Below are 21,732 nucleotides of genomic sequence, written 5' to 3'. Positions count from 1 at the left end.
CTTTTGCCTAATGACCGTATCGCTTAGAAGCTAACCGTCACAGTTGCTGAACACACAGTGCTGTTTGCTTCACACACTTCGTAACCGAAGCTGCCAGAAGTTTTACCTAGGCTGTCTGAATACGCATTGTTGTTTGCGACAGTCGCGATTTTCGCGCCGTTGCGGTAAATATCAACGTTTGACGTTGCCGCACCTGACCATGATAGGTCTGCGTACGCGTTGCCACGCGATTTGTAGCCACTGACTTCGAGTGATACTGCATCGCCACCTGTGTTGCCACCGTTACCACTGTCACCACCACAGCCGTTTGCTGTTAGGTAAGCATCGGCGTCAGCTGCTTTTACGATACCATAGCCGAAGTACACATCTTTACCTGTCGCACCCGCATCTGCTGCTGTCGCTTTGAATGCTGCACGAATGTCTTGGCCTGAACACTCAGGGTGATTTGACCACACTAGTGCTGCTAGACCTGCTACAGCAGGAGTAGCCATAGATGTACCGCTCATGTAACCGTAGTCACCCGCATCAATCGCGATTGTTGCTGATGTTGCGGCCATTAATGCAGCACGATCTTCAAGTGCTGTGCCTACTGCTGGGATAGAGGTTGTGTTAGTGTCGCCTAGTGTACCGTACAGCATTCCAGCTTCGTTGTTTACAACGATTGCACCTACACCGCCAGATGCTTCACAGTTTGCTACTTTATCGTGGAAAGAGATATTACCACGGTCAATCAAACATACTTTGCCAGATGCACCGTTATCAGTTGTTTCGGCTGTGCCCATGAAATAAAGGTCACCTGTTGCAGAGCCTGTGTTTTCCATTGCTGATACTTCAATGCCCGCACCGTCAACAGAAGCAGAAGCAAATGCCGCCATGCCTGCTGGGTAAGTCGACAATGTATCTACGCCACCTGCCGTCACTTCTACACAGATTGTTTCGTCTTCAGTTACGTTTTTACCACGACCTGATGTACAGCTTGGGAACTGAGAAAAGTCTGCAATGTTATTGTCTGCATCGTTTGCACCAATCATCATCACTGAAGGGTAACCAGCAGGGTATGAACGAACGTTGTTACCGTCGTTACCGGCTGCCGCTACAACTAAGCCACCCGCAGCTGAGAAGTTTGCGAATGCATTTGATTCAGTGCTGTTAGAGCCGCCGCCACCCAAACTCATGTTGATGATGTTTGCGCCAGCTTGTGAACATAGATTTGCCGCGTGAGCTAAGTCTGAAGAGTAACCCCAGCCTGCTGCGTTGAATACTTTAATGATGTGCATATCTACGCCAGGAGCCATACCAACAACACCTACGTTGTTGTCTGCTGCACCAATAGTACCCGCAACGTGCGTACCGTGTGGGCCGCCATTTTCGTACCAGTTACCTGTGCCTGAATCATTGTCACCAGTGATATTACCCCAAATGAAATCAGGGTTAGATTGGTCAAGACCTGAGTCGATAACACATACTTTCATGCCAGCGTTAGCATTGAATACAACTTGGTCAGCCTGTGATTGGTATACCGCATAAGGAGTCAGCTGCTCAAGAGCTGGATTACCTAAGTCGTCGTTGTAAGCACTCATCGCATAACGGCGTTGATCTGCTTCAACAAGTTTAACATGCGGGTTGTTTAGTAATCCTTTTACTGTTGCTAGGTCTTTACCAGAGAAAGTAGCGGCAAAGAAACCATTTCCGTCCATGTTTACATCAGCACCAAGCTTTTTAGCGAGCGCTTTCACGACGCCTTTTTTATCGTTGTCTACTTGGATGATATAACGGTCATCAGCAGCAAATGACTGCGTTGCGCCACCTAAAAGAGCGAGTGCAACTGCGCTGCGAATTATTGTTTTTTTCATAGAAACCTCAGGATGTAACAGTGGATGTTTGTTAACTCATGTTTAACATTCATTAACATTCTTACCATTTTTGTGACAAAGCGCAATACCTATTTTGGGTTTTTTATTTAAATAAACTGAATATTTAGTGTTCAAATTGGGTATTTATTGAGAGGTGGTGTATGGGGAAGCTAAAATAGGATATTTAAAAGTATAAAAAATGCGCAAAGCGCGCATTTTTTGTCTTTTTTTGATGTTAGTTATGCAAAAGCTGCCCTTTGGGAGTGAGTAGCAATAACCAAAATGGGATGAGCATAGCGATGTGTAGGGCGATTAATTCAGGCGACGACAAAGGCAGACTCTGCGTCATAAGCACCAATACGCCAGCGCCACTCATCTGCATTACCCCGATTAATGCTGAAGCAGTGCCTGCTTGCTTAGCAAACGGTGCAAGGGCTGCACCGGCAGCACTGCCAAGTATCAGTGAGTAACCCAATGCACCTACAAACATTGGAAACATGAGTGCCCCTGCAGAGGGATTGTCGCGACCGAGCACAAGAGCAAGTGCGCATAGCATCATTAAAGTTAGGCCTAAAAACAGCGCGATTCGGCTTGAGCGCTTTATTAATTGCGGTGCCACAAAACAGGCGACTACGCTGATTACGCCATTAATAGTAAACCACATAGTAAAAGATTCTATGCCAAGGCCTAAGTGTTCAATGATCCACCCCGGCGCCGTAGTTACAAACATCAAAATCGAGCCCATAGTTAACATCGATATTGAGGCATTGAACATAAAAACAGGGTTACGAACAATGGGCACAAAGCGCCTAATATCGAATAAATGACCTTGATATTGGCTGTCTTCAGGGCGTGTTTCTTTATAGAAAAAGTAGGTTGCACAGGCACCGATGAATGCCCAAAGCACCATAAACACGAAGTTACTTTGCCACGAGAACGACACAGTTAACCATGCGCCTAAAATCGGGGCGAGTGCAGGAATAAAGCAAACAACGCCATTGAGATAAGTGAGTATTTGGCCGCTGCGACTTGGCCCGAAAACATCCCGAACTATTGCAAAGGCTGCAACGAAGGTGGCGCATGCACCTAATCCTTGTAGCGCACGAGCAACTAATAGCCATTCAAAGCTGGTTGCAATAGCGCCTGCAGCCGCAGCGATGGCGTAAAGGGCTATACCTAGCAGCGCAACTGGCTTGCGCCCGATCTTATCAGCGAGCGGCCCAGCAATTAGTTGCCCAAGTCCAACCGTGAGCATAAATATGGCGACAGTCTGTTGAAGGTTCTGTTGAGAGACTTCGAGTTGTTGCGCCATCACCACAAAAGCGGGGAGATAGATATCAATGGCGAGAGGACAAAAAACAACGAGCAGCATTAGCACTGCCATTAGTGATTTACTGTGATTGTTAGAACGTTGAGAAGTTGGAGTCACTATGTTCAATACTGTGATTATTCAAGGACGCATTATATTGATTTCACGCCGTGGTAGCCAGTCGGAAAATACAGCTAAATTGTAACGGGTACACTGTTGAGCATCAGATTGAGATACGAATACCGTTATTGGAAAGCGTTGCTGCGTAATCCTTTAAATTAAGTGATTAATAACTGATGTCACAGATTGCACAATAAGAAGGCATTGCTCGTATTTCTCATTCAACTTATCAAGAAGTTAATTAATTTTAAAACACAGTAAAAAATGCCAAGATGAATTATTTATTTTCTTTTATTTGTTCAGGGTAAGCATTTCTTCATCATTTATTCATAAGGAGCTGTTAATCATCATTAAATAGTTTTAAGGTACTAAAAAATAAAAAGGTTGTTGCTTTGCGTTTTACAGTTTTATGTTGTTTGGGCTTGCTTGCTAGTTTGTATGCAAATGCTCAAGAAACTTGGCGAGGGCTTGTGGTTGAGCCTGAAAATCGTTGTTCTCCCTACGATAAATCTTCTCAGTATCCGTATCCCCAGAGTGTTGAAGACCGTGTGGTAGCCAGTATGGGGGGCTTGGTATATGGCCCATACACAGGACGTTATTTCGAATCCGATAGACAAACTGATATTGAACACATAGTGGCCGCTTCTGAGGGGCACGACAGTGGCTTGTGTGCCGCTTCAGCGAAAACTCGAGAGCAATTTGCGACTGATTTGCTCAATCTCACCTTGGCGGCACCTGAGATTAATCGTTGCGGCGCACAAGGCAAGTGCGGACTTGATGCCAATGAGTGGATGCCAGCGAAGAATCAATGTTGGTTTGCCAATCGGGTTGTGCAAATTAAGACAAAATATGGGCTAAGCGTGGATGCTGCTGAAGCACAAACGCTAGAGACAGTGTTGGCAAACTGTGAAAGTACAGAGCTTGTGTATTACCCGCGTCAGCGCTCTGAGGACAGCACCACATCTGAACCTATATTGATAACCGCGCTCGATAAATACGATGACAATCGCAATGGTCGCATTTCTTGTGCAGAGGCGCGAGCGCATGGTATTACGCCGGTCAGTCGCGACCATGCGGCATACAGTTTTATGAGTGACAGAAACAATGATGGTGTGGTCTGTGAGTGATGAAGGCGCTACAGGCTTAGCGTTTCATTCATAACATGGATAATGTTTAACATTGATACCCCCTAATGCTCTGCGGGCTTAGTTGAGCAGGCCAAAAGAGCGGGGAGAAACCGCAAGTGTATTAACGTGATGCAATTGTTTAAGATGGATGTATGTTGCAAAAAGTAAATAAGGAGGTTTCGTGAGCAACCGACATTCAGGTTCCTGCTTATGCGGTCACATAATGTATGAGCTAACAGGTGATTTCCAGTCTTTTTATTTGTGTCATTGCACTCGCTGTCAAAAAGGTACCGGCTCATTGCACGGGGCTAATCTGTTTGCACAAGACAGTGCGCTCAGGTGGTTGCAGGGTGAAGACTGTGTGTCTTCCTACACCCACGCCAATTCTTTGCATAGGAGAAGCTTTTGTTTGAATTGCGGCTCGCCTTTGCCGATATGGATGAAAGAATTCAATTGCGTGGTTATTCCAGCCGGAAGCTTGGATAGTCCAGTTCCAATAGAACCTACGGCGAAAATTTTTGTAAGCAGTTTCCCAACATGGGCCAATAATCTTTGTGCCATTCCCTGTTTTAATGAATTACCTGAGTAAATCGCAACGGCCAAAGGGTTAATGGCTGAGTTGGCAGAGCTGCGTCGCTGATTCGGGGGCTTACAACTCTAACCGGTATATATTGAGGCTTTGTGTGACATTATTTGCCACCATGTAGTTGGGGATACTCTGAACAAAATGCGCCCCCGACTTTAAAGCGACGCTGATGCTAGCATGATTCAGTTCAAGGCAACGAAATTCAATCACTTCTACCTGCAAGCTAGGCACTAACAAGACTAGGTGCTCTATGATTTTATTGATCAGCCCATTGCCATGCACCGAGCTACATAACCAATACCCTAACTCGGCGGTGTAGGTTTCCTCGCACACCGATTTAATAGCGAAAACTCCGCATACCTTGTTGTTGAAGTGCACTTTGAACCAATGTGCATTGGGTAATCCACTGTCCACTCTTTGCGTTATATAAGCGCGCGCTGATTGAACACAGATAACCTCATCAACCCAATAAAGAAATTCTCGCAGTTGAACGCGATTTCTATTAACCAATTCATGAATAATCTCGGCGTCAGCCTTAGTCAGTGGGGCCAAACAAAGTGTATCTGAAATATGAATAGGCAATTGAACACTCCTTGTAAATTCAATTTGGGCTAATTGTGCCACGGTGATTACGGTTAACTACGTTTCAGAATGTCACTTCTCAAGCAACCACTTGCTGTACGCCATAGTAACGCTAAGTACCCTAGCGCACTAATCTTTATCATAATGTTTCTTGGTTGCGAAGCAGGAGAACGAACTTGCTGCTAACTTTTAACACATGTTTATGTGGTTCAGGTTTTCGCTGGAAGTTGCATTTATCAACGAACTGATATCTACTGGTACGACGAGTTAAAGAAAGAGAATGAGAATGTCGACTCCAGGATTATTAAAAACGTACCAAAAGCTGACTAAATGGCCTGCTGGTCATTGGCTATTTTCTAAAGCAGTGTGTTTAAAGGCGCCTTATTTTGGTTCTATCAAGCCTCAGATTCTGTCTTTGGAACCGGGAAAGTGTGTCGCCAAGGTTAAAAACCGTCGTGCGGTTCATAATCATATCGGCACGATTCACGCAATTGCGCAGTGTAATTTAGCAGAACTTGTTGCGGGTGTGATGACGGATGCAACAGTGCCACCGAAAACACATCGTTGGATCCCAAAAGGGATGACGGTGGAATATCTTAACAAGGTAGAAACGGATATGCAGGCCACAGCGCACATTCCAATGCCGCATGAGTTTGGGGATAAAGAAGACTTAATGGTGCCAGTGGAAATAACTAATGAGAAAGGGGAGTTGGCGTTTCGCGCAGCAGTGACAATGTACATTACTGCGCGAAAGAAAGCTTAAGACTCGAGAGCGAGATCTTCTTCATCAGTTTGCACAACAGAGAGGCTCTCTTGTTGTGCAAGCTGCTTGATTTGTCCTTCCATCTGCGCGCCCGCAGCAATACTCAAGGTATTGTGATACACGTCACCATGGACTTGAGCCGAACTTTCAATGGCCACTTTGTTGGCGCTTATAGAACCGCTCACACGTCCATGAATAGTTACTTCATTGGCTTGCACGCTGCCATCAACTTGGCCTTGATTGCCAATCAGTAACACGTCTGCTTTGATGTCACCATCAATGCGGCCATCTAATTGTACTTCGCCTTGACTGACTAATGAGCCTGTCAGGCGAACGTCCGCTGAAATAAGGGAAGGGGCTTGATTGCTTTTATTATTATTCAACACTGGGCTACTCTTCTGTGTATCTTTGCTCTTTGAAAACATCGGTTAATGCCTTGGTGATTTTTACCGGATTAATATGCTTATTATTGTGCAACACCTCATAGTGTAGGTGAGTCGCGGTACTTCGCCCAGTGCTTCCCATTAACGCAATGACTTCTCCTTTGGAGACGACATCGCCACGCTTTACGTTTATTTTATTTAAATGGCCAAAGCGCGTGGTAAACCCATTGGCGTGCTCTATTTCAATAAAGCGACCATAACCACCATTACGCCCCGCACGTACAACGGTGCCATCCGCTGGTGCGAAAATTTCAGTATTACGCCATGCAGCAAGGTCTACGCCTTTGTGCATCGCCCTGCTGCCGTTGATTGGGTCCTTACGGATGCCAAAACTACTCGAGATATAATAATCTGCGGCAGGTAGCATATGGGGTACTTGCGCAAGCATACTTTCAAGCTGGTTTAAGGTGAGCAGTTTATCAACAACAGACATGGTCTCTGTATCTAATTCATCCGCATCCAGTGGCTCAAGTGGCCCACCTTGTGCGACCTGTTCTTCGCTCTTTGCAACAAGTTCAGCCATCACCGTTTCAGGTAAACCGGCTCGTGAAATAGCTTCTGCGAGCATTTGCTCACGCTTTGCAATCGCTTGATCAAGTAAAAAGAAGGTATCTTGTTGGCGTTGTTCTAGACCGACTAAGCGCTCGTCTAAAATAGTATCTGATTGCGTATCAATTGCTTCAAAAGGCACACCCTGCGATGGCAATAAAGAGGGTGGAAGTGAAGCAAGCACGTTTTGAGTGAGTTGCTGACGCTGCTCGAGTTTTGCGAGCTGCGCAATAAATTGTTCTTGTTTTTGCTGCGCTTGAACCAATTGCAGACGCAAAGCTTGGTTTTCAGCAACAACATCACCACTGCTTACTTGCAGTTGGCTTTGCTGCCAGAAGTTATACGCACCGAAGGTCGCGAGAGAGGCAACGCATAACAAAGCACCAGCCGCAACAGTGCATTGCTTTTGAGTGGTAAGTTCAACCACTTTTACTTCGCCTGATTGACGAATTAGCAACTGTCTAGGGGGAAATAACTTAGTTATAAAGTATGACTTTACTCGTTTCATAAATACAAACTTCTGACCAAAACCAAAGTAAGATATCAAGGTGAGATTAAAAAGCCAGCAAAAAATTGTAACTGAACTCAAAAAAAATGCAGTTTATCGCAGGAACAACCGCAATAAACTGCATTAATTAGATCATTATTTGGTATTACTTAGCTGGTAATACCGTAGAGCGACATTCACCAAAGCCGATGCGGGCAAAACCTTGCTTTTCACACCAGCCACGCATGATCACACAGTCGCCATCTTCTAAGAAAGTACGGCTCTCGCCATTACCTAAATCCAACGATTCTTTACCGCCTCGAGAAAGTTCGAGTAATGAACCTGCTTCTTCGTGCTCTGGACCAGATTGCGTACCCGAGCCTAGCATGTCACCGGCATTGAAGTTACAACCATTCACTGTGTGGTGGGCAACCATTTGCGCCACTGTCCAGTAAGAGTGCTTGAAGCTTGATTGTGAAAGCTTTGCCGCAGGGGTACCTTCAGCACGCATTTTCTGTGTTTCTACAGACACATCCATTTGGATATCTAGCGCGCCTTGTTCACGGTTTTTCGCTGATTCAAGGTACTCAAGCGGTTGTGGATCATTCTCATCACGAGTCCAAGCCATACGGAAAGGAGCGAGCGCTTCGTTAGTAACAATCCAAGGAGACACCGTTGAGGCAAAGTTCTTCGCTAGGAATGGGCCTAGTGGCTGGTATTCCCACGCTTGTAAATCACGTGCTGACCAGTCATTGAATAAACAAAAGCCGAATACATGTTCGTCGGTATTATCAAGGGCAATGGAGTCACCAAGCTCATTACCTTTACCAAGGTAAATACCTAGCTCTAGTTCGTAATCTAATCGCTTACAAGGACCGAAAGACGGTGCCTCTGCGTCTGGCGCTTTAGTTTGACCTTTAGGGCGAGGGAACGTTTGTCCGCTCACACCGATGCTTGACGCACGACCGTGATAACCGATTGGCACCCATTTGTAGTTAGGTAGAAGAGGGTTATCAGGACGGAACAAGCTGCCTACTGCAGTTGCGTGGTAGATTGACGTGTAAAAGTCGGTGTAGTCACCAATATGACACGGCAGGTCATACTCTACTTCTGTTTGTGAAATCAACGCTGTGCTTAGGGCTTGCTCATGCTCGCTACCCGTGCGCAATGCGTGTGACAGTGCTAGACGAAGTGCAGACCAGTGCGCTTGGCCCATGCCCATAAATGCGTTTAGGGTAGGTTGTGTAGTTGCCTCAACCGCTTCTTGAGCAAGGCCGTTGAAAATCGCGAGTTTAGCAACAGCTGCTAAATCAAGTACCTGATCGCCAATGGCAACACCACCACGAAATGCTTCCTCGCTACCTGCGCGACGGAAAGTGGCAAAGGGTAAATTTTGGATAGGGAAATCTGTGCTGCCATCATTCGCAGAGCTGACCCAGCTGGTCAGATTAATATCGTGCGTTTCATTGAGTTGCATGAGTTATTCCTTTTGCTAAAGCTTTTCTGTGTTATTGAGCCGAACAATATAAAAAACAAGGGCTCGGAACTTAAAAAAGCAGCGCCCACATTAAGTGGGCTCTGCCTTTAACGCTAGATAAAAGTGCGTTTAGATTACGCCACGGCGCTCTTGGTCACGCTCGATAGACTCGAACAATGCCTGGAAGTTACCTTCACCAAAGCCACCGTCATCAACACGTTGAATCATCTCGATGAAGATAGGGCCAAATAGGTTCTTAGTGAAGATTTGTAGTAAGTAACAATCTTCGCTTTGGCTATCTACAAGGATTTGGTGCGCTTTGATCTTTTCCTTATCTTCTTTGACCCAAGGAACACGGTCGAAGATAGTGTCGTAATAATGATCAACGATGTCTAACGTTGCAATGTTGCTTTGATCAAGTTGGTCAAGTGATGCAACTAAGTCGTCAGTCAAAAACGCAAGGTGTTGTACACCTGGACCATTGTACTCGTTTAGGTACTCATCAATTTGGTTGTTGTTATTGTCTTTACCTTCGTTGATTGGAATCGAGAAAGTGCCGCACGGAGATTTAAGTGCGTAAGACAATAGCGCTGTTTTTTGACCTTTGATGTCGAAGTAACGAACTTCAGTAAAGCCGAATACGTCTTTATAGAAGTTAGCCCATGTTTCCATCGTGCCTTTGTAAACATTGTTAGTAAGGTGGTCGATGCGCAAGAAGCCTTTGCTTTGCACAACATTTTGCTCTTCTAGGTCTACGAAGTCTGTGTCGTAGATGCTGCCTTTGTCACCGAACTGCTCGATGAAATAAATAAGGCTATCACCAATACCGTAGATGGCAGGGTAAGGCATGTCTTTGTGTGTTGAATCAGTCGCAGGTTTTGCACCTCGAGCTACCGCTGTATCAAATGCTTTTTGTGCATTTTCTACACGCCAACCCATAGAGCAGATCGCTGGACCATGGCTTTTTGCGAATTCAGCAGAGAAGCCACCACGCTCATTGTTCAAAAGGAAGTGAATGTCGTTTTGGTTGTAGTAAACGATGTCCTTATCTTTAAACGTCTTTAGCTTTGAAAAACCAAAGTCGGTAAAGATCTTGTCCATGTAGTCCGCATCTGGCGTTGCGTACTCGGTAAACTCGATGCCCATAAGGCCCAATGGATTATTTACTTCGCTCATAATTGTGCTCCACTTGCTGTTATCTGCTCGGTGCTCGCGGTAAATGTCGAACATTTGAATAAAGCGCCGCATCGGCACCAAGCCATAATTGTTTGAGCGCATAATCGGAGAAAATGTTCGAAAGCGGAAGCTTTGAGGGGGAATTAGAAGAGGGGATAACTGTAAATTATTGTGGACAAAAATGGGTAAGTGTAAGGTTTTCGTTAAATTCACTTCACCTTTTTTTGCATTAAAAAAGGCGCCAAAAGGCGCCTTTTCTGCATCTACTAAGAATTATTGTTTCTCACCAGAGATTTCTAATTCTTCTTCTAGTAGCTGTTCTTGGTCATGTGTACCTTCTGCACCGTGCATCCAGTCTACTAGCTTGTCTGCTAATAGCCATAAGCAAATACCAGCAAGGAAGGCCATGATTGCAACGCCACCGAATGTGCTCAATGGACCAGCGTCGCCAACTAGCTTACCAATTTCCGCAGCAGCGTAGTTACCTACACCAGAGAAGAAGAACCACATACCCATAAGTAGAGATGTGTACTTCAGCGGAGCAAGTTTAGACACCATAGATAGGCCGATTGGTGATAAACATAGCTCACCCATCGTGTGGAAAACGTACGCCATGACTAACCAGATAACATGTGCTTTGGTATTTGCATCATCACCGATTTGCAGTGCGGCACCCACCATTGACACGAAGCCAAGACCGAGGAAGAACATACCCAAGGCAAACTTACGCGGAGAATCAGGTTCGCGGTCACCCATGCGGATCCAGAAACTTGCAAAGATTGGCGCAAGAAGAATGATGAAGATTGGGTTCACTGCTTGTAACCAGCTTGCAGGCATTTCCCAGCCGAAGAATACAAGGTCAGTTTTGTATTTAGCGAATAAGTTCATTGAGCCCGCAGCTTGTTCGAAGCCAGCCCAGAATACGATAGTGAAGAAACTCATGATCAAAATTACTTTGATACGGTCACGCTCTTCAGCAGTAAGTGGTTTGTTTGACGCAACTTGGTCGTTGTCGCCAGTTTGTTTAGCTGAAGGTACTTTACCAATGTTACCAAGGTATTTGTTAGCAAGAGAAAGCTGTAGGATTACACCTAAAAGCATACCAACACCGGCAGTTAAGAAGCCGTATTGATAGTCGAACTTTTCACCGATAGAGCCAACAACGAAGTAGCCAAGGATTGAACCTAGGTTGATGCCCATATAGAAGATAGTGAATGCACCGTCACGACGCTTATCACCTTCAGAGTAAAGGTCGCCTACCATGGTAGAGATATTAGGTTTAAAGAAACCATTACCGATGATAAGTAAGCCAAGGCCTAGGTACATGAATTCAAGTTCAAGGCCAGGAACCATTGCGTGAGGTGTACCTAACGCGAATTGGCCCAATGCCATGATGATACCACCTGTGATGATAGCTTTACGTTGGCCAGATACGTTGTCCGCAAACCAACCACCTAAAACGGGTGTCACATAAACGAGGAAAGCGTAAAAACCAAGAATGCTTAGTGCGTTTGAGTTTAGCGCTTTTTGATATTCTTCATCAGCGGCTGCTGACATCGGGTCGATACCGAAGTAGGCCATATCCCAGCCCATTGCGGCAGCGGTTGCTACGGTAGAAAGATAAAGCACGAAAATACCGCGCATGCCGTAGTAGCTCATGCGTTCCCACATTTCAGTGAAGAACAGCAGGAAGAGCCCTTTAGGGTGACCTAGAAAGTCACCCGCTTTAGGTAATGAACTCATTAAAAATACTTCCTAACTTAAATAATTGTTTTATCGTGATGTTTTACATCACTGTTAATTTTATGGCCGGAATTTATAGCTTTTATTAAGTGATGACTTACGTCAAAAGTGGCCTGTTATCGGCAGGATAAAAGAGCGGCTAACTACCTAGATTGGCGCAGCGGGCGCTGCTTTATCCTAGCGACAAACGCGCGACAGTATACATACCAGCTAACGTAAGGGGAAGCATTTAGGCTTAACCATAGGTGAATCATAGGTACAGCCAGTGAGAACCGCGGTGAGCATTTGTATCCTACCAGGTACGCGGCGGCTGAATCACCCATTTGCTTAATTCGTGCAATAATCTTTACAATTTGCTACCCAATGGTGGTCAATTTAGCGTATGATTGCGCCAGCTATATACAGGTGAAGTGCGACTGAGGAACAAATGCGTCTTGAAATATACTGTCAGGACCGAATTGGTATCGCCCAAGAGGTGCTAAATATTCTGGTTAACTATCAGGTAGATTTAAAAGGCATTGAAGTAGATGCCAAAAACTGCCGTATGTATGTTAGTTTCCCACCCATAGAGTTTGAGCAATTTCAAAAGATTATGCCGTCAATCCGTTTGATTGATGGAGTAGAAGATGTACGCACAACGGCATTTTTGCCGTCCGAGCGTGAACACAACGAGCTCAATACCTTATTAAGTGCTTTGCCGGATGGCGTTATTTCCATCGATAACAAAGGCTGGGTGCGTCTATGTAATTCTGCAGCGTGTCGTGATTTACAAATGACCGAACACGAAGCGGTCGGTGCCAACATTAATAATCTTCTCAAAGGCTTTAACTTTACACGTTGGTTAGAAGGCAAAGAAGTGCTCGGTCAAACAACGCGTGTTGAAGTCGGCGGTGAAGATTTCATTGCCGATATCTTGCCGATATCAGTTCCTCAAGGCGATGACCAGAACGCGCTTGCTGGTGCAGTGATTAATATCAAATCACAAAGCCGTTTAGGTCAGCAAGTCAGTGCATTTCGCCGTTACGGCCAAGAAAGCTTTGCGACCATTCATAACTATTCAACGGCTATGCGCCGTACCGTACGTGAAGCGCGCAAGATGGCGCAGCTTGAAGCGCCGATTCTGATCACGGGTGAAACCGGAACGGGTAAAGAGCTTTTGGCACGTGCATGTCACTATGCGTCTAATCGTTCGATTAAGCCCTTTATAGCACTTTCTTGTGCTTCGCTTCCCGATGATGTGGCCGAATCTGAACTGTTTGGTTACGCGGGCTACGAAGATAATGCTGCGCCAAAGCGCGGCGTGTTGGAGCAGGCCGATGGCGGCACGGTATTCCTTGATGAAGTTGGGGAAATGTCGACTCAACTACAAACCAAACTTCTGCGTTTCTTGCAAGACGGTACATTCCGTAAAGTTGGCGATGAAAATGAAGTAAAGGTTAATGTGCGTATTATTGCTGCTACGCAAAAAGATTTGCCTGCGATGGTGCAAGAAGGAAAGTTCCGTGAAGACTTGTACTACCGAATTAATGTGTTAACGCTTGAAATAGCGCCTCTTCGCGACAGAAAGGCTGACATTGGCCCTTTGGCGGAGCATTTTGTGCAAAAGTACGCTCAGCAAAATGGTGCGCCGATCCCAACCTTAAGTGAAGAAACAATTGAGTATTTGCAAGCCTATCCATGGCCAGGCAACGTGCGTCAGCTAGAAAATGCCATTTACCGTGCGGTGTCACTCCTTGATGATGCTGAATTGACCACGGAGCATTTGCAATTGCCAACATTCACCAATGATTTGGGTTACTTGGAATCAGATTTCGAAGGTAGTTTAGATCAGGCGGTGAAGCGCTTTGAAGCAACGTTATTGAGAAAGCTTTATCCTGCTTATCCGAGCTCGCGCCAACTGGCAAAACGCTTGGGCTTGAGCCACACCGCAGTTGCCAACAAGCTACGCCAATATGGCATTAACAGGAAGACTGTTAAAGTCTGAGCCTTAGACGAGGAGTAGCGCTGCGAGTGCTACTCCTTGGTGCCCATATTTTTAGTGACACCCGTTGCGGTAATACTTTCGATGCCATCTTCATCGAAATTAAGCGTGATTGCCACATTGTTATTCATCAAGAAGAAGCTGCGATCGTCAATTTTTAACTCGTAGTTGCCTTTCACTTTCTGATCAAATTCTCGCTTATCCAAACGAATCACATGATCGCCCAACTCCCAATAAAAGCTCTCGAACCAGCCTTTATGAAACTCTTGCAACCACACTTGTTGTTCGTCTTTACTGAGTACCATTGCTAACGAATATGACTCTGGTAGTGAGTCCATGTCATACGTCTTTTTGCCGATGCGAAGCTTGCCTTTGTCTGCTTGCCACCCAAAACCAAAAGAAAATGCTGATTGTTCACCCGTTGCACTTTGTGTAGTTCCTTTACCGACAAAATCAAAATCAGCAAAACATGGACTGCTTATTATTGATGCACACGCAAGAAAAACATACTTATTCATAAGATTACCCAACAACTTTATATCGTTACTAACATAGAGTAGTCAGCTAAGTGTTGCAACTTATTGGAATAACGTGAGCTTTATATAAAGCGGTGATACTATTCTGGTCTTACCTGTTTTCAAAAGAGCATGAACCAAGGAGCTCACGGTGAATTTGTATTTTAGATTATTGTGGTTATTTTTTAAAATTAAGCGGAACAAAGCGCATCAAAGCTTGTTAGACACCGTGGATATTGAGTTTCGCGCTTGGCCGTTGGATTGTGATATCAATATGCATGTGACCAATTCACGTTATCTGGCGCTTATGGATATTGCCCGCACATGGATGACTGAACGCCTCGGTTTATTGGGGGCAGTAATGAAGCGCCGTTGGTTTCCTATCGTTAATGCCACAGCGATTACCTACATTCGCGATATAAAGCCTTGGCAAAAATTCACTGTATCGACTCGTTTAGTTGGTTGGGACCATAAATACTTTTACATCGAACAAAAGTTTTCTTCTCATCGCGGCTTGCATGCGATTGCTTATGTGCGTGGTGTCTTTCGCAGTCGCAAAGGTGTTGTCGATGTGACAGATATCGTGGCATTGAGCGGTTATGAAGGTGAGATGCCAATTTTACCGCCTGAAATCGTTCATTGGAAAGAAATGCTAGAGCAAAAAAAGCGACTAACAAACGTTAGTCGCTTACATTAGCAAGTGGTTTCTGTGAAACTGTCAATTAGAAGCTATAACGAACACCAACCATAGCTACAATAGGGTCGACTTTAACGTCAACTGTTAGCGCTTTTACACCATCAGCGTATACAGTTGCATCGCTGTCGATGTCAATGTAACTGACCATTGCATGTAGACCCCAATGCTTGTCAAATGAGTAGTTGAAGCCCGCTTGTGCAGCTAAGCCAAATGAGTCATCTAGCTCAAGCTCAACATTTTGAGTGCCTAGTGTTGTTTTTAAGTCTTGGCTTGCTTCTTCTTCAAAGAAAATTGTGTAGTTTACACCAGCGCCGATAAATGGACGGAACTTATCACCCGCTTGCCCAAAGTGATATTGGCCTAACAGTGTAGGTGGTAGGTGCTTAATTTTGCCAATTGAGGCACCTGCTAGGCCTGCTTGGCCGTTAACATCGTGGCTAAAAGGCGTTGCTGCAACAAGTTCAACTACCCAATTGTCGTTTAACGCATAATCAAATGTTAAGCCAAGTTGTGTGTCGTCATCGGCATTAAGACCAAGCGATGGCGCTTCATTTATTTTTGATGTGCTGCTGTCAGGGTTAACGTTGATAGCACCTACGTTGATGCTCAAGTTTGCATGAGCAAGAGATGAGGTACCCAGTAAAAGACCAACCAAAGCTGCGCTAACTAATTTTTTCATCGTCATCTTCCTAGTAGAAATATCTAATTCGTTGTGCTGTTGCGGCTATTATCAGCGCAGTGAAAAAAGAAAAACTGTTCTAGATTAAGCTTTGGCAGTAGTTTCGCAGCCATCTGGTGGGAACTTTGATTTAGATTAAACTTTGCTGTGTTTTGGACCGCTGATTTTGACATCAGGGTGTAATAAATAGCCGTTGTAATGGACAAGACTATTTATTTTGGAGCTGTCCATGTTACATGCTGCACCGATTACAGATACCGTATCTGAGCTGGCCAATGAAGTCCGTTACCTGCAACAACTTATCCGCTTTGCGTCAGTGACACCCGACGAGGCAGGTGCGATTGGTTGGTTAAGTGCGCAACTGGAGCACAGAGGATTTAGTTGTCACCGTTTTACTGTTGAGGGAGTGACAAATCTTATCGCTCAGATTGAATTTGGGGCGGGTCCTAAGGTCGCGTTTTGTGGCCATATCGATGTGGTGCCAGCCGTTGCAAGTAGATGGCTGTGTGACCCATTTACAGGCGACATTATCAATGGCGAAATAGTCGGCCGCGGTGCTGCTGATATGAAAGGAGGCGTCGCTGCCATGCTCGAAGCAACAGATAGGTTATTGCTTGAGCGGCCTTCGAAAGGCACATTCTACTGGCTCATTACCTCGGATGAGGAAGGTGAAGCTGAGCACGGCAGTGCACTGATAGCGGATTACCTTGCTCAGCAGGGGGTTGTTTTGGACGCGTGTTTAGTTGGAGAGCCCACCTCTGAGCAAAGGGTGGGTGACACTATAAAGAATGGTCGTCGCGGTGCGCTCTCAGCTAAATTAAAAGTAACTGGCAAAGCAGGGCATGTGGCTTATCCAGATCACACCATAAACGCAGCGCATCTCGGTGCGCAGATTGCCATTGCGCTGCAGGAAATTGCGTGGTGCAAAGATATCGAAGGTTCTAGGACGAGCTTGCAGGTAACAGGGCTTCAAGTACCCAATAGCCTCGATAATCTGGTACCAGCGCAGTGCCAAATTAATTTCAATGTACGATACAGTCATGGCTACAGGAGTCACGATATTCAATCGCAGATTTTCGCGGCCCTATCGCGCTGGCAAGAACACATAAATATATCGTGGGAGCGTCCGTGTGAACCCTATTATACGGCGGGAAATAATCACTTTGATTTTATCACACTGGTTGAAAGCGCGATTTTCCACTGTACTCACAGCTATCCCAAACTGAGTACCAGCGGCGGCACTTCAGATGGCCGGTTTTTTGCCAATGCACATACTCAAGTGATTGAATGCGGTGTGCGCAATCACACCATTCACCAAGATAATGAGCGTGTGCCGGTGAGCGATTTGATAAAGATCACTGATATATATACGGCTACTCTACAAAAAGTGTTCGCATAAAGATAAAAAAGCCGGGGTAAGCCGGCTTTTTATTGGTTGGAATTGGGTTGTTCTAACGTCTTATTTTTGAATATTTGCCAACAGTGTTTCGTTAGTCAGATAGCGTTTTGCTTTCTTCTCTTTGAGTTTAGTCATGTCAACTAACACTAATCCGTCTATACAATTGTTAAAGTCAGGGTCCACACTAAAACTTAAAAACGAAACACCCCCCGGTTGACACAGCTCGGTGTATTGTTTGAAAAGTGTCGGCACTTGAGCGCCCATATTTGCCAAGATATGTTTGAGTTCAGTGAAGTCAGCTTTGGCATCATTGTCGCAAAATAGGCTTTTAGCTTGGTTGAGCACGGATTCTTGTATTTTGAATTCATGTTTTGGTGTGGCTAAGGGTTCTTTTTGCGCGTAGTAATGCTGATAGTGGTATACCAACAACTCTTTGGCATTTTGTGCGATGGCATTGGAGAGGCTCACCGCGCCAAACAGGTAACGGTATTGTGGGTAGCGGCTAATAAAGGCACCAATACCAAACCACAAGTAATCTAAACTCTTTTTGCCCCAATACTTCGGTTGCACAAAGCTGCGCCCGAGCTCTATACCTTGATCAAAGTAAGGTTGCATTGACGATTCATAATTAAATAGGCTGTCAGTGTATAAGCCCTTTTGGCCCTGTTTTTCGATTATTTCGTTGGCACAAGCAAGTCGGTAAGCACCCACTAACTCGAGTTGTTTTGGATCCCACAACAATAGGTGATGATAATCCATATCGTATTTATCAATATCACGGCGTTTTCCGCTGCCTTCGCCTACAGCTCTAAATGCAATTTCACGAAGTCGCCCAAGCTCTCTGAAAAGCGCTGAGCTACCTTGATATTGATACAGGTAAATATGCATGCCATCTTGAGTTTCGCCCAAACGCTCACAGCCATTGAGGGCACTGACTAATGCTTTACGACACTCGGCATGCGCAATGGGGGTTTGTGTTTTTAGAAGCTCAGGCTTTTTGGTCCCGAGTCGGTATAATTGCTTTCTAATTAAGCGACTGATCTCTTTGTCGTTTAAGTTATCCAGTAAGTAAGACTTAGGAACGATAGATGCACCGATTTCGAACTCCAGTGACTTTTGTCTTTGCTTGAACATTTCTTTGACCAACAACAAACTTGCCAGTGGCTTGTAAATCATTGAGGTGCCATAGAAAAGAGGGCTGTTTTTTGCTTTTACGAGGATGGGCAATATAGGGGCGTTAGCCTTTTTCGCAATGCGCAGAAAGCCATGATTCCATGTGCAGTCTTTAACACCTGTGGGTCGTAAACGTGATACTTCACCTGCAGGAAAAATAAGCAGCGCACCTTCGTCTTTGAGGTGTTGATTAATAGCACTGAGCTCTTTTTTGCGGCTGTTGCCTGACATATTGTCAACAGGAAGCAATAAAGAGTGCAATGGCGTGACACTCATGAGCAGACGATTTGCGACCACTTTTATATCTGGGCGTACCTTCGCGAGTACGCTGATAAGTGCCAGTGCATCCAATGATCCAATAGGATGATTGGCGACAATGACCAAACGGCCGTCACTGGGAATGTTATCAAGTTGAGCAGTGTTGAATCGTGCACTGAAATCTAACTCCTCTAAGACTTGCTCTATGAATTCTAAACCTTGTAAATGAGGGTAGTTATCGCCAAATGCTACAAATTCTTGTTCGTGTAGTAAGTAGCCTAGGCCTTTTTTAACGAGGCCTTTCACTTTTGGAGAATTGGCCAAACTTGGAAGATTATCTTCCACAACCTTATCAATGCTGATCATAGTAAAACCTATTCGCAACGAAACTAGCGCTAGATTAAAAATTGTCCATGACACTAAGGTGTAAAATTGGTGACAGTTTTAAGACTTGATATCGGGTCAATTGCTCTAATGACGCGTCATCTCAGCTATGGGATACTTCTATTTTTAAGCTAGGAATAAGACGATGAGTTTATTGGTGGCCATACCTAATCGTAATATTGACAAGTTGATTGCTAAACTTCGTGAGCAGCTTGGCCCCGAGCATGTTCAGCAATGGCCTAATATGAGTGATGCACAGGCCGTTACCATGGTGTTAGGCTGGCAGGTGCCCTCAGAACTGTGGCAACAGGTACCTAATGTAAAAGCCGTCTCTTCATTTGGAGCCGGTGTCGATGGCCTGAATTTAAATGCTATTCCTGCGCACCTACCTGTTGCGCGTATTGTGGATTCAGGCCTCGCGAGCGATATGGCAGAGTACGTACTAGGCCAAGTGTTGTTCCACAAATTGAATATGCCTAGGTATGTGAGTCAACAGCAACAACAGCAATGGCGTCCTAAACGTGTGAAACCATACGTTAAAGTTGGTTTACTTGGATTTGGCCAACTCGGCAGAGCCATCGCTAAGCGTCTAGTTGCGAATGACTTTGCCGTGTGTGCTTGGTCAAATAGCAGCAAAGAAAATACTGATGGTGTAGAGCACTACAGTGGTGAAGTAGGCTTGCAAGCTATGCTGGCACAAAGTGACTACCTGGTTAATGTGCTGCCGCTGACCGAGCAAACTAACAAAATTATAAATAAAGAGCTGTTGGCGCAGCTGCCAAACCACAGTGTGGTGATAAATGTTGGTCGCGGACAACATATCGATGAAAACGCGCTTGCTACTGCGCTCAGAAATGAAGAGATAGCGGGTGCCTCTTTGGATGTGTTCGCACAAGAGCCGCTGCCCAGTGAGCATCCGTTTTGGCATGAGCCAAATCTAATCGTTACTCCGCATTGCAGTGCTTTGAGTCAAATAGACGCTGTTGTGGACCAGGTTGTTGAAAATTATCACAGACTTTGTACGCACAAACCATTGTTACATACGATAGACAGAGATAAGCAGTATTAAGGTACTAAATTGTTTGCATTGCGTTCAATTGGTACCTTAAAACCACTGTTTAAGTAAACAGCTTGTTAAATGCAAAGTGCTTGCTTATAGTAATCGAGTTACATACTTGATGTATAACAAAAATAATAAACGAGCTGTTTTAAGCTAAAACCAAATGGGAAGCGCAATGAAACACAATCAAGGTGGTGCAAAACTTAGTTATGTCCTCGTCTGGGTCGCTCTTTTAGGGTTGGCAGCGTGGTTTAACCAAGCAAGTGCAATGCCTCTGTAGGTTCCTTTTCGAACTTAGTTCAAGTACTAACATTCCAAAGCATAAAAATGCCGAGCAGAGCTCGGCATTTTTTTATCTACCTTTTTGCGTGTAACTCTCGGTTTTCCAATTTCTTTAGTGCGCTTTTTTTCAATAACACGTAGGTCGAGCCTAAACCTCCGTGGCACTTTAAGGCGCTATGGAAGGCCAACACACATTCAAGTTGCTGTAACCAGTGGAATACGTAACTTTTTAAAATGCCTTTGTGGGGTTGGCTTTTCTCTCCAATCCCGTGACGAATAAGCACAACCCGAATATTACGTTCATGGCTATCTTTAATACTTTCATAGAGCGCCTTACGTGCTTGAATCAAGGTTTGACCGTGCAGGTCCAGTGTTGCGTCAACGTCATATTTTCCGAGACGAAGGTTTTTGAATACCCCTTCTTGTACGCCTGATTTTTTAAAACGACAAGAAATCATGTGGGTCGAGTAACTCTACGTGTTCACTCGCAAGAAGATTATCATCAAGTATGATTGCTTGCTCTGCAGCTTTACGTTTTTCTTGTTGAGCTAGGGTAGGTTGCGCGGCACGCCCGAAATGATTAATCGTGTCAGCTTTAGCTAACGGTGTGACGTCACCCATGAATTCAGCAAAAAGATCGCTGTCGTGTGCTTCAGATGAAGAGTTCATAATCGCCTCGCCAAAGAATAATGCAGCTAGGCTTCATGTTAGCTTATTTTTTTAGATGTGTACCACAGCATTGTGTTGCTGTGGTATCAAGTGCTCGCTTTTTATACTGCAGTAAACCTACAGTAAGGGGCGGCCTACACGACTGGTATACACTTTAAACAAATAAAATGTATTTATTAAAACCAGAGTAATGTTAGTTAACCCATTAGGAGTAACAAGCTGTTGTGCATGGACAAAAAACAACAATCCAATGGCAAGACTTGCTGCGATACGCAACAATGTGCCGTGACTAATAAAGAATGCACCAATAGCAAGAGCTCCAAGCATTAGTTGAATTCCAAGGTTTATGTCCAATTTACTCCACTCCAAAGTAATAATAGGTTAAAAAAGGAGCGCTATTATGCGAGTCAAATTGGCACT

19 protein-coding genes and 1 pseudogene are annotated in these 21,732 nt (G+C 44.8%); 7 read left to right on the top strand and 13 right to left on the bottom strand.

Going from position 1 to position 21,732, the window contains the following annotated elements; translation table 11 throughout:
• Positions 1–23: 23 nt before the first annotated feature.
• Together ACH19P_RS12225 and ACH19P_RS12220 are read right to left on the bottom strand one after the other, a co-directional pair.
• A complete protein-coding gene (locus ACH19P_RS12225) occupies positions 24–1,853 on the bottom strand; it encodes a S8 family serine peptidase (RefSeq protein ID WP_462158801.1) in 1,830 nt (609 codons plus the stop codon).
• A 235-nt stretch (positions 1,854–2,088) separates the two neighbouring features.
• Positions 2,089–3,237, bottom strand: coding sequence for a multidrug effflux MFS transporter (locus ACH19P_RS12220; protein WP_462158800.1), 1,149 nt, complete (start codon positions 3,235–3,237; stop codon positions 2,089–2,091).
• Positions 3,238–3,674: 437 nt separating this feature from the next.
• Here ACH19P_RS12220 and ACH19P_RS12215 point away from each other — a divergent pair, with 437 nt between their 5' ends.
• Entirely contained in the window at positions 3,675–4,409 is a 735-nt protein-coding gene (locus tag ACH19P_RS12215) for an excalibur calcium-binding domain-containing protein (RefSeq protein ID WP_462158799.1), read from the top strand.
• Positions 4,410–4,590: 181 nt separating this feature from the next.
• Positions 4,591–4,998: a GFA family protein gene (locus ACH19P_RS12210; protein ID WP_462158798.1), complete on the top strand. Its 408-nt coding sequence runs from the start codon at positions 4,591–4,593 to the stop codon at positions 4,996–4,998.
• A 60-nt stretch (positions 4,999–5,058) separates the two neighbouring features.
• Here ACH19P_RS12210 and ACH19P_RS12205 read toward each other — a convergent pair whose 3' ends face one another.
• The gene (locus ACH19P_RS12205) at positions 5,059–5,577 is read right to left on the bottom strand and encodes a GNAT family N-acetyltransferase (protein WP_462158797.1); all 519 of its coding nucleotides are present in this window, start codon (positions 5,575–5,577) and stop codon (positions 5,059–5,061) included.
• 286 nt (positions 5,578–5,863) lie between these two features.
• On the opposite strand from ACH19P_RS12205, the gene ACH19P_RS12200 reads away from it, so the two are divergent.
• Positions 5,864–6,340: a hotdog fold domain-containing protein gene (locus tag ACH19P_RS12200; RefSeq protein ID WP_462158796.1), complete on the top strand. Its 477-nt coding sequence runs from the start codon at positions 5,864–5,866 to the stop codon at positions 6,338–6,340.
• Here the strand turns inward: ACH19P_RS12200 and ACH19P_RS12195 are convergent.
• The 5 genes from ACH19P_RS12195 to ACH19P_RS12175 all read right to left on the bottom strand — a co-directional run bounded on the left by ACH19P_RS12195 (position 6,337) and on the right by ACH19P_RS12175 (position 12,215).
• A complete protein-coding gene (locus ACH19P_RS12195; RefSeq protein ID WP_462158795.1) occupies positions 6,337–6,726 on the bottom strand; it encodes a bactofilin family protein in 390 nt (129 codons plus the stop codon). The genes ACH19P_RS12200 and ACH19P_RS12195 overlap by 4 nt on opposite strands.
• A gap of 4 nt (positions 6,727–6,730) precedes the next feature.
• On the bottom strand, positions 6,731–7,840 hold the full coding sequence (locus tag ACH19P_RS12190; RefSeq protein WP_462158794.1) for a peptidoglycan DD-metalloendopeptidase family protein: 1,110 nt from the start codon (positions 7,838–7,840) through the stop codon (positions 6,731–6,733).
• A gap of 145 nt (positions 7,841–7,985) precedes the next feature.
• Complete coding sequence (gene fahA, locus ACH19P_RS12185) at positions 7,986–9,296, bottom strand: fumarylacetoacetase (RefSeq protein ID WP_462158793.1); 1,311 nt, start codon at positions 9,294–9,296, stop codon at positions 7,986–7,988.
• Positions 9,297–9,425: 129 nt separating this feature from the next.
• Positions 9,426–10,472: a 4-hydroxyphenylpyruvate dioxygenase gene (hppD, locus tag ACH19P_RS12180; protein ID WP_462158792.1), complete on the bottom strand. Its 1,047-nt coding sequence runs from the start codon at positions 10,470–10,472 to the stop codon at positions 9,426–9,428.
• Between the two features lie 273 nt (positions 10,473–10,745).
• A complete protein-coding gene (locus ACH19P_RS12175; protein WP_462158791.1) occupies positions 10,746–12,215 on the bottom strand; it encodes a peptide MFS transporter in 1,470 nt (489 codons plus the stop codon).
• 427 nt (positions 12,216–12,642) lie between these two features.
• Here ACH19P_RS12175 and tyrR point away from each other — a divergent pair, with 427 nt between their 5' ends.
• Positions 12,643–14,199, top strand: a complete 1,557-nt coding sequence (tyrR, locus tag ACH19P_RS12170; RefSeq protein ID WP_462158790.1) for a transcriptional regulator TyrR — start codon at positions 12,643–12,645, stop codon at positions 14,197–14,199.
• Positions 14,200–14,228: 29 nt separating this feature from the next.
• On the opposite strand, the gene ACH19P_RS12165 is transcribed toward tyrR, so the two are convergent.
• Positions 14,229–14,714: a hypothetical protein gene (locus ACH19P_RS12165; RefSeq protein ID WP_462158789.1), complete on the bottom strand. Its 486-nt coding sequence runs from the start codon at positions 14,712–14,714 to the stop codon at positions 14,229–14,231.
• 148 nt (positions 14,715–14,862) lie between these two features.
• Between ACH19P_RS12165 and ACH19P_RS12160 the strand changes: the two genes are divergently transcribed.
• A complete protein-coding gene (locus tag ACH19P_RS12160; protein ID WP_462158788.1) occupies positions 14,863–15,408 on the top strand; it encodes a thioesterase family protein in 546 nt (181 codons plus the stop codon).
• A gap of 25 nt (positions 15,409–15,433) precedes the next feature.
• On the opposite strand, the gene ACH19P_RS12155 is transcribed toward ACH19P_RS12160, so the two are convergent.
• A complete protein-coding gene (locus ACH19P_RS12155; protein ID WP_462158787.1) occupies positions 15,434–16,087 on the bottom strand; it encodes an OmpW/AlkL family protein in 654 nt (217 codons plus the stop codon).
• A 229-nt stretch (positions 16,088–16,316) separates the two neighbouring features.
• On the opposite strand from ACH19P_RS12155, the gene dapE reads away from it, so the two are divergent.
• Positions 16,317–17,486: a succinyl-diaminopimelate desuccinylase gene (gene dapE, locus ACH19P_RS12150; protein ID WP_462158786.1), complete on the top strand. Its 1,170-nt coding sequence runs from the start codon at positions 16,317–16,319 to the stop codon at positions 17,484–17,486.
• Positions 17,487–17,546: 60 nt separating this feature from the next.
• On the opposite strand, the gene olsF is transcribed toward dapE, so the two are convergent.
• On the bottom strand, positions 17,547–19,283 hold the full coding sequence (gene olsF, locus ACH19P_RS12145; protein WP_462158785.1) for a bifunctional ornithine lipid synthase OlsF: 1,737 nt from the start codon (positions 19,281–19,283) through the stop codon (positions 17,547–17,549).
• Between the two features lie 163 nt (positions 19,284–19,446).
• Between olsF and ACH19P_RS12140 the strand changes: the two genes are divergently transcribed.
• Complete coding sequence (locus ACH19P_RS12140) at positions 19,447–20,370, top strand: 2-hydroxyacid dehydrogenase (RefSeq protein WP_462158784.1); 924 nt, start codon at positions 19,447–19,449, stop codon at positions 20,368–20,370.
• A gap of 347 nt (positions 20,371–20,717) precedes the next feature.
• Here ACH19P_RS12140 and smrA read toward each other — a convergent pair.
• Together smrA and ACH19P_RS12130 are read right to left on the bottom strand one after the other, a co-directional pair.
• Positions 20,718–21,312 (bottom strand): annotated as a pseudogene (gene smrA / locus ACH19P_RS12135) (DNA endonuclease SmrA).
• Between the two features lie 117 nt (positions 21,313–21,429).
• A complete protein-coding gene (locus tag ACH19P_RS12130) occupies positions 21,430–21,639 on the bottom strand; it encodes a hypothetical protein (RefSeq protein WP_462158783.1) in 210 nt (69 codons plus the stop codon).
• Positions 21,640–21,732 lie beyond the last annotated feature (93 nt).

This window comes from Pseudoalteromonas sp. GB56 (assembly GCF_054923835.1).
Note: the sequence above shows the minus strand (reverse complement) of the source record. Positions and strands in the feature narration are given on the sequence as shown.